Consider the following 6,434-nt stretch of genomic DNA (forward strand, 5'->3'; position numbering starts at 1 on the left):
ACAACTATGGACAACACACCGTGTTAAGCAATCATAAAAGGCTTATAAAACAGTCAATAGGGATAAACGGTGGATATCAGGGATGATATAAACTTGGTGTTTTATCACTCTCTTGCTAGTCTAATTGCGGTCTTTTAAAGAGTTACAATAATAATGATCACTTTATCGCACTTTCAGCGCTATCAAACTTGGTACGCGGCTTTATTTTTATGTAGTTATATTTTTATAAACAACACCATTAATGCCAGCTCAAATATTATGGAAGCCCAACGTGATGGCGCACTTCCTTTTATGCTCTGGGAGCCCTTTGTGTGGGAATACTCGAGTGCTATTGGCACTTTATTATTGTTTCCGGCTTTAGTTTGGTTATTAAAAGCTAAGCCCTTTAATTGGCAAAAAATCTCTCATTCAATATTACTGTACTTAGTAGCGAGCATTGCTTTTTCGTTATTACATATTGGTATTATGGTCGCTATCCGCAAACTCATTTACACCGTGCAGGGTATGCAATATGACTTTGGGTTAGTGTGGTTTGAGTTACTTTATGAATACCGCAAAGATTTGTGGGGATTCTTATTTTTGATTATTGTTATTAAAACCTATCAATATGTCGTGAGCCAATTAACAGGTGAAGCAGCCCCGATCAGTCAAGGCGAAGATACTGCTGAACATGTAAACTTAGACAGGCTACTGGTAAAAAAGCTGGGAAAAGAATTTATTGTTCGCGTAGCAGAAGTAGATTGGCTTGAATCAAATGGCAATTATGTAAATCTACATATTGGCGCTCGAATTTACCCTTTTCGTGCAACCATGACACAACTTATAACTCAGTTAGAGTCACAAGGATTTTGCCGCATTCACCGTTCTCATGCGGTTAGATTAGACGCGGTTGAATCAATCACACCATTAGCAAGTGGCGATAGTGAAGTAAAACTTACAACAGGAAAAGTACTTAACTTATCGCGTCGCTATAAAGATCAATTTAAGGAACTGTTAAATTCAACTACAAGTCATTCTTAACTCACGCTATGTTAAGCTAACCTACTTTAGGTTAGCCGCATTCATTTTTTCGGAGTAGTTTAGTACGTGCCTTTAAATCGATTTATCCGCATTTTGCCATTAGTGTTAATTTTATCCGGTTGTGAAACCACACCCGAACAGCCCTCTTCACAACCTGATATTAAAGCTAACCCAAATATTGTTGTTAAAGAACAGAACGAAAGTATTGAGCAAATAGCTCCCTTAAGTCCTCAGAAACTCGATGATGTGTGGCAGCGCATCCGAGCGCAGCTTACATTTGCCAATTCTAGCCACCCAGATGTACAACAACGCATTGCATGGTATTTATCTCACCCAAATTACATGGATGAAATCAGTCGCCGTGCTGAGCCTTACCTTTATTATATAGTCACAGAGGTTGAAAAGCGGAGCTTACCCATAGAATTAGCATTAATGCCGCTAATTGAAAGTGACTTTGATGCCAGTGCCTATTCGCACAAGCATGCATCTGGACTTTGGCAATTAACGCCTGCCATTGCTAAATATTTTAAAGTGCAAATATCCCCTTGGTATGATGGCCGACAAGATGTTATTGATAGCACTCGCGCAGCGCTGGATTTTATGGAGTACTTGTACAAGCGCTTTGATGGTGATTGGTATCATGCAATAGCAGCTTATAACTTAGGTGAAGGCCGTGTACTTAGAGCAATTAGTAATAATAAAAAACAAGGCAAACCCACTGATTTTTTCAACTTAAAACTGCCCAAACAAACCAGTCAGTACGTGCCAAAATTACTAGCTGCGGCACAACTTTTAAAAAGTAATAAAATGGTCTTTCCACCCATCAGCAATCAACAGACTATAGTAGCCTTACCCGTCTCTGGTGCAGTTATTTTAGATAACCAAGAAGAATGGCGGTCATTAGAGGGGTTAAACTATGGCGTTATCCGCTTTCCTGCGGTCATTGATGCGCCTCACATTGTTGTGCCAGCGAGTAAACAAGCCGAATTTAAGAGTATGTTGGCTAATCAAAAAGAAAACGATTACAGCCAATGGCAGCATTACACAATTCAACCGGGGGATAGTTTAAGCGTGATTGCAAAACGTTATGCAATCAGCGTTAAACAGCTAAAAGCGTTTAATAATTTGAAGACTGATCGCATCCGCGCTGGTAAGAAATTAATACTGCCGATGCTGGCAGATCAACAGGTAGAACACTTAGTAAAGTCAGGCGAAAGTTTATGGAAAATAGCCAAACGCTACAACGTCAGCATTACCAAGCTAAAACAATGGAATAACCTGTCGCGAGATCGTTTGCAAATAGGTGAGAAGTTAACGGTGTTTTTATCTAATAGCTAAGTGAAAGGGGGCTGGCAAAGCTGTCAGCCCCTTTCAATTAGGTGGTTTTAGTTTGTTTCATCGTCTTGCGCGTGCCTGCCGTACCAGTTTACTCTGCGCGTCAACATCATTATTAAACTGAGTACCACGAACACCAGTACACTGCCCATTAATAATGCGTAATCCTCTGCACTGAGTAATCCGTATAAAAGACTATAGATAAATAACACCCCACATAAGAATAGCCCTCCATGTTTGCTATTTTTAAGCATACCCGCAACATAAACACTCAATAGAATTGCTGATGCAAGCGCCGATAATAAATACGCAATATTAAAGCCCAAGTGCTCACTAAGTGAAATCAGTAGTAAATAAAATACCGCTAAAGCAAGCCCGACAAAACCATACTGTACAGGGTGTATAGGCTCATCACGCAGTACCTCGAGCAAAAAGAAACTCGCAAAAATAAGTACAATAACCAAGATGGCATAATTACTTGCTCGATAATTTTTAAGGTAGTGATTAACACTATCGACTAAATTAACTCCCATGTTACGTTGCTTGAACAAGGTGCACTCATTACGAAATAAACACTGGTTAAATAGCTCTTTTAAATTGGTCGCAAAGTAATTGGTTTGCCAACTCGCAGAAAAGTCCTGTGCCGAAATTGCTGACTCGATAGGCAGGTAATTCCCTACAAAACTTGGGTGTGGCCAATCGGCTTGCATTGTCAATGAGCTGTTTTTACCAACCGGTGCAAATGAAAGTTGACGCATACCCTGCAGATTTAAGTCTATTTGATACGGCAGTACCTCACTTTTGCGAATGGTTTCATAATCAAGCTCTACACGAATCCCTTGTGGTAACTGATCTAGCTGGGTACCGGGTAGTAGTTCATAACTTCGCTCGTTAACATTAATGTGTGATCCTTGTCCTATCCCTCGGATATCAGAAATGGCTAAAATAAGGTTGAGGCGTTTTATCTTTTTGTCCGCTAAGACAGCTAATGCACTCGTTTTAAACCGCCCTTCAAATTGGTTCTGTGAACGATATAACAACGCTTTATAAATACCACGGTACTTTTCAAATGTTGCTAGATTACTACTGACATTGAGCGATTCAGGTAAAAGCGTCATATTCATCAATTGCTCGCTCGTTTTACCATCAACCGTAACTGTTTCTAGGTACTGAGCATGAATAAATGGGCCAATAACCTGCTGTTCATCACTGCTACTCTTAGCTATATCAGCCTGAACTTGCTGCTGCAATTCTGATCGCTCATCAATTAGGTTTTGGATCATAAAGATAGGGATCAATAACAACACGATAAGCCCTATTATTATGATCAGTTTGGTTTCTATTTTTTGTTTCACTGTTATGTACTCCATCTATTACATAAGCATAGAGTAACGAAGCTATATGGATTTACTGAGGTGCTTAGATGGAGCTTTTATGGAGTAGGCATATTTATATGAACACGGACGCCATTTTTAGTATTTTTTATGTTGAGCTGCCCTTTATGTAATTTAACGACCTGCTCAACGAAGTTTAGTCCTAATCCAGTGCTTTTTTTACCATTGGCTCTAGGTAGTGAATAAAACCGTTCTGTGATGCGTTCAAGGGCATAATCTGGGATACAAGGCCCCGTGTTATCAATATAGATTTGAACATAGGATGGCTCTTGTATTACCTGAATGTGAATCTCTCCCCCCTCGTTGATAAAGTCCAATGCGTTATCAAAAATATTGTATAGCGCTTGTTGAATTAGAAATACATCTCCTAAACACACACTGCTAGGGTCGCAGCTAATTACTACTTGTACATTTTGCGTTGTGGTTCTGGCAATAAAAGAATCTTTAATTGCTTCAAATAAAGGTTTTACAAACACCTTCTTTCGCTGTTCAAGTTCAGGAAGCTGCTCTAATTTGGTAAGCGTAAGCAGCTTATCTATTAGCTGCTGCATTCTCACTGTTTCAGACTCAATATTATTTGCAAATAACTGTTTTTTATCTGTGCTTAGGGGAGACTGTAAAATCTCGCTTGCACCTTTGATTGCAGATAGAGGACTTTTTAATTCATGAGTTAGTGTTTGAACATAATGCTCAACGTAACGTTTGCCATCTAACTGATTGCGCATTTTTTCTAGCGCATCACTTAACAAGCTATATTCATAAAAAACTCTAAACCTTGGTTTAGATGCTTTTTCACCTCGCCCCATTTTATCCGCATAGTTTGCCAGCTTATACAAGGCACCATTGATTCGCCAGGCAATCAATGCTCCAACCATTAATGCCAAAATACTCATCACGACTAACCAACTTAATACACGGTACTTAGACATGTTTATAAAAGGTTGTACAGAGCGATTGGGCTTAGCCACAGTGACTGACCCAATAATATTACCATTATCGATTATGGGCGCAGCAACATGCATGACGGTTGAAAGTGGGTCATCTTGAGCAGTTGCGGTCGAGCGAGCACCGTACTCTCCCCGTAATGTGAGATAAACATCATTCCATTGTGAAAAATCTTTTCCTATATCTTGCTGCCAAGAATCAACAACAACGATTCCCGCAGCATCCGTAATATATATACGGTGATTTGTCCCTTGTTTATTTACCCCCCAGATTTTTGCATTTGGTTGCCTGCTGCCATACGAGTTAACCACATTAGTAAAGTGGCTTTGTGACAGCGTACCACGAGCTAAATCATCTCGCGCCATCACTGCAAGTAAATTAGCCATATCAACCAAGGTTTCCTCGGTAACCTGACGAACTGTGGGCTTAATCTCGCGCATAACCGTTGAACTAACTAAGTAAGTCGTTAGTATCACGAGGATAAAATAAAGCAAAAACAATCTCAGCCCAAGCGGGATTTTAGGCCAACGCTTTAAGCGAGCTAATGAATGCGTGGAGCGTTTAAATAGGTTCATAAAAATAACCAAAGCCTCGCTTAGTATGAATCATGGGCTCATGACATACAGCGCGTAATTTATTTCTAATGGCTTTGATATGGCTATCAACATTGCGGCTATATACACTGTCTTGGCATAGTTGTGCTGATGATAGCAGTTGCTCTCGAGAGAATACCTGCTTAGGGGATAACACTAGCTTATCAAGCAATTTAAACTCTAAAGCCGTTAAATTTAACGGGGTGTTATTGAAGTAGTAATCAAAATTATTACTGTACAGACCTGATTGCTCAGTAAAAGTATTTATTTGTGTTTCTCTGACAGCATAAGGCTTTAAACGAAGTTTAACGCGAGCAAGCATTTCTCGAGGGCTAAAGGGTTTAGTGACATAGTCGTCTGCGCCAATCTCTAATCCAACAACGCGATCGATTTCATCGTTGCGCGCAGTTAAGAAAATGATGGGTAAAGAAGAAAATTCGCGAACTTGCTTACATAGCTCAAAACCATTTGCATCAGGTAAACCAACGTCTAAAATCAGTAAATCTATCTGTGTAGCTTTAATATAACTAAGACCAGCCCCTGCGGTATCGAACCAAACGACGCTAAAGCCATCCATCTCGAGCGTATGAATCAAGGTGTCTGCAATTGCTTTTTCGTCTTCAATGATCACTATCTGCGCCGTTGCCATACAACTTATTCCTTTACTACAACCTAATAAACACGCTTATAGTTACAGTAAGTAACAAGTCAGTCAATATCCTTTATAAGGATGCTCTTTGAGCACAATGAAGTGGTTAGACACTTTATTTAAATTAGAGGTGAAATTTTTACAGCCTAAGACCCTCTAGCTATTTCACTTCCCTGCAGATACAAAAAAGCCCGATTCGAAAGAGTCAGGCTTTTTTGTATTTGGAGCCATTGTGCGCTACGCAGTAGGATGACCTACTTTCATACACTTGATGTTCTTTAATGGAGATGCACTTAGCTCTAGACTGGTCGTGGCGTTCTTTTATCCGTGGGGTTCTAGATACTCAACCCACGACGCTGTGCAGCTGATAGCTGACGGCTGACGGCTGACGGCTAATACTTTCACTTTCCTGCAGACGTAAAAAAGCCCGACTCTTTCGAATCGGGCTTTCTTGTATTTGGAGCCTGGTAATGTCCTACTTTCACATAACAAATGCTA

General features: G+C 40.0%; 5 protein-coding genes. 2 read left to right on the forward strand and 3 right to left on the reverse strand.

The window, feature by feature from the left end; genetic code table 11:
* The first annotated feature begins 156 nt into the window (after nucleotides 1-156).
* Both AN392_RS07625 and AN392_RS07630 read left to right on the forward strand, forming a co-directional pair.
* Complete coding sequence (locus tag AN392_RS07625; RefSeq protein WP_055012377.1) at nucleotides 157-1,020, forward strand: LytTR family DNA-binding domain-containing protein; 864 nt, start codon at nucleotides 157-159, stop codon at nucleotides 1,018-1,020.
* A gap of 66 nt (nucleotides 1,021-1,086) precedes the next feature.
* Nucleotides 1,087-2,358, forward strand: a complete 1,272-nt coding sequence (locus AN392_RS07630; protein WP_055012368.1) for a LysM peptidoglycan-binding domain-containing protein — start codon at nucleotides 1,087-1,089, stop codon at nucleotides 2,356-2,358.
* Nucleotides 2,359-2,405: 47 nt separating this feature from the next.
* Here AN392_RS07630 and creD read toward each other — a convergent pair whose 3' ends face one another.
* The 3 genes from creD to AN392_RS07645 all read right to left on the reverse strand — a co-directional run bounded on the left by creD (nucleotide 2,406) and on the right by AN392_RS07645 (nucleotide 5,936).
* The gene (creD, locus tag AN392_RS07635; RefSeq protein WP_082424795.1) at nucleotides 2,406-3,710 is read right to left on the reverse strand and encodes a cell envelope integrity protein CreD; all 1,305 of its coding nucleotides are present in this window, start codon (nucleotides 3,708-3,710) and stop codon (nucleotides 2,406-2,408) included.
* A gap of 77 nt (nucleotides 3,711-3,787) precedes the next feature.
* Nucleotides 3,788-5,269, reverse strand: coding sequence for a two-component system sensor histidine kinase CreC (creC, locus tag AN392_RS07640; RefSeq protein ID WP_010392157.1), 1,482 nt, complete (start codon nucleotides 5,267-5,269; stop codon nucleotides 3,788-3,790).
* Nucleotides 5,256-5,936: a response regulator gene (locus tag AN392_RS07645; protein ID WP_055012370.1), complete on the reverse strand. Its 681-nt coding sequence runs from the start codon at nucleotides 5,934-5,936 to the stop codon at nucleotides 5,256-5,258. Before AN392_RS07645 ends, creC begins: the two co-directional genes overlap by 14 nt.
* Between the last annotated feature and the right edge of the window lie 498 nt (nucleotides 5,937-6,434).

The organism is Pseudoalteromonas sp. P1-16-1b (genome assembly GCF_001401785.1).
GTDB classification, from domain to species: Bacteria; Pseudomonadota; Gammaproteobacteria; order Enterobacterales; family Alteromonadaceae; genus Pseudoalteromonas; species Pseudoalteromonas undina.

What these genes read in the sequence shown, in the direction of transcription:
- creC (WP_010392157.1), bottom strand. Translation starts at nt 5,269, where the DNA reads ATGAACCTATTTAAACGCTCCACGCATTCATTAGCTCGCTTAAAGCGT.
- AN392_RS07645 (WP_055012370.1), bottom strand. Translation starts at nt 5,936, where the DNA reads ATGGCAACGGCGCAGATAGTGATCATTGAAGACGAAAAAGCAATTGCA.